2 protein-coding genes and 1 pseudogene are annotated in these 2,444 nt (G+C 63.3%); 2 read left to right on the forward strand and 1 reads right to left on the reverse strand.

Translation table 11 applies throughout. From position 1 onward, the window contains the following. Positions 1-114 (reverse strand): annotated as a pseudogene (locus FY112_RS38080) (ATP-dependent DNA ligase); the annotation flags it as partial. A 282-nt stretch (positions 115-396) separates the two neighbouring features. Between FY112_RS38080 and FY112_RS27290 the strand changes: the two are divergent. Both FY112_RS27290 and FY112_RS27295 read left to right on the forward strand, forming a co-directional pair. Further along, complete coding sequence (locus FY112_RS27290; protein ID WP_151519712.1) at positions 397-1,149, forward strand: ImuA family protein; 753 nt, start codon at positions 397-399, stop codon at positions 1,147-1,149. Beyond that, positions 1,070-2,444: DNA polymerase Y family protein (locus FY112_RS27295; protein ID WP_151519733.1), on the forward strand; the 1,375-nt coding region annotated here is incomplete at its 3' end. The genes FY112_RS27290 and FY112_RS27295, both read left to right, overlap by 80 nt.

The raw sequence follows: 2,444 nt of genomic DNA on the forward strand, positions 1-2,444 counted from the left end.
CATGGGATCAAACAGGAGCTGCGGTTGGGCTGGATTGCGCTTGCCTCGCAGCCGGGAACGGATCGGGGCCTCGGCGTCACGAAGGAGGGGTCTTGATCTCGGAGGCTTCGGCATGCCGACAGTTCAGCAGAAAAATCTTAAAGACACTGTGACGATGCCGACTTGTCCCCGCAATTCACACAAAGGGAGTAGCGCTCGCAGACGCTCCGAAAAAAATCCGCAGATTGCTACTGGGCTGATTCCCATGGGTATTCTGCTGATTTCTAATGTTCAGGATAATATTCCCATCCCTCCGGTTGCTTGACTCTTTTATTCGGCCGGAACAGAAAGAGAACATCTGCATTCTGTCTGACATGATGTCGGCCGCCAACACGACCTTGAAGAGAGCCGTGAACGATGACTGCTGCCCGTGAAAGGGTGATTTCCGATCTGCGCGAGCGCATCGCCTCGCTGGAGGGCGTGTCAGCCAGAAAGGCCGGCTGTCTCTCCTTCGGCGTGCCGGAAATCGATGCGGTCCTGCCGGGAGGTGGCCTGGCCTATGGCGCGTTGCACGAATTTGCCGGAGGCGGAGCAGGGACCGTCGATGGGGCGGCGGCAGCCCTGTTTGCTGCGGGGATAGCAGCGCGGACGAAAGGCCCGGTCGTCTGGTGCCTGACGCGGCCGGACCTGTTTTTTCCTGCGCTCGCCCAGGTCGGCCTGCATCCCGACCGGGTGATCTTTGTCGAATCCGACAGGGAGGAAGACGTTCTGGCAAACATGGAGGAGGGGCTGTCCTTTGGTGGGCTCGGCGCCGTCGTCGGAGAGCTCGTTCGCCTGCCGATGGTCAGCTCGCGCCGGCTCCAGCTGGCGGCTGAGCGCACCGGTACCATGGCGCTTGCCGTGCGACGCTGGCGACGGCAGACGGAGGCCAACGATTTCGGGCAACCTACGGCGTCGACCACGCGATGGCGGGTCAGCGTCATGCCGTCGGAGGAATTGCCAGTGCCGGGTGTCGGAAGGGCTCAATGGTTGCTGGAACTGATGCGCGTGAAAGCGGGTGAATGTGCTGAGTTTCTCGTGAGGGCGTGCGATGACAAGGGTCGTCTCGATCTATCTTCCGGATCTGCCGACGGATCGCATTCGTCGCGCCGATCCGTCTATTCCGCCTGAACAGGCGATCGCCGTGGTTGCCAGGAGCGGCTCGAAGCGCTGGGTGTCGGCCGCCGACGCGGCCGCGCGAAATGCCGGCGTTCATGTCGGCATGCCGGCGGCGAAAGCACAGGCGTTGTTCCGCGGCCTGATGCTGGTCGATGCGGATCCTGTAAAGGATGCCGCAGCACTCGAACGCATTACCCTTTGGGCGCTGACGCTCTATTCGCCGATCGTCGCGGTCGATGGGATCGATGGCATCGTCATGGATACCGAAGGCGCCGATCACCTGCAGGGCGGCGAGCTTGCCATGGTGACGAAGATTGCCAATCAGTTCCTGGCAAAAAAACTCACCCCCCGTGTCGCGATCGCCGACACCTGGGGTGCGGCACACGCCTGCGCCCGCGCCATCAGCCGCGAAACGGTCATCGTGCCTTCAGGTCAGACCGTCCGCGCCGTCGAAAAGCTGCCGATATCGTTGCTGCGCTTTCCCGGGAAAGTCGTCAGCGATCTGCGCACGCTTGGATTCCAGACCATCGGAGAACTCGCCAATACTCCACGTGCGCCGCTGACGCTTCGTTTCGGCCCGGAGATCGGCCTGCGGCTCGACCAGATGTTCGGCCGCATCTCCGAGCCGATCGATCCGATCCGCACCGCCGAGCTCGTCGAGGTGAGCCGCGCCTTCGCCGAGCCGATCGGTGCTGCCGAGACCATCAACAAATATGTCGGCCGGCTGGTCGTACAACTAGTAGGGGAGCTACAGACACGCGGCCTTGGTGTTCGACGCGCCGACCTGATCGTCGAAAAGGTCGATGGTGTCAGGCAGGCGATCCGTGCCGGCACGGTGAAGCCGGTGCGCGATGTCGCCTGGCTGACGAAGCTGTTTCGCGACCGGACGGAAAAGATCGAGCCCGGCTTCGGGATTGAGAAGCTCACCCTGGTTGCGGTGATGGTCGAGCCGCTGGAGGAGCGCCAGAAGTCGTCGTCGCTGGTCGAGGAGGAAGTCAAGGACGTCACACCGCTGATCGATATCTACGGCAACCGCGGCCAGCGTGTGTATCGGGTCGCCCCCGTGGCCTCCGACGTGCCAGAGCGCTCCGTCCAGCGCATCAGTCCTGCTGCCGATCCGGTCGAGATTACCTGGGTCAGCCATTGGCGCCGGCCGGTGCGGCTGCTGGTCCGTCCCGAACTGATCGAGGCCATCGCCTTGCTGCCGGACCGGCCGCCGGTCTCGATCACCTGGCGCGGCAGGCGCCGGAAGGTCAAGCGCGCCGACGGTCCGGAACGGATCTTTGGCGAGTGGTGGCGGCGCGACG

Source organism: Rhizobium sp. PEPV16 (assembly GCF_008919455.1).
Classification (GTDB): Bacteria; Pseudomonadota; Alphaproteobacteria; order Rhizobiales; family Rhizobiaceae; genus Rhizobium; species Rhizobium leguminosarum_Q.

Bases quoted from the DNA above. Each gene is read 5' to 3' on its own strand.
- FY112_RS27290 (WP_151519712.1), top strand. From the start codon at position 397: ATGACTGCTGCCCGTGAAAGGGTGATTTCCGATCTGCGCGAGCGCATC.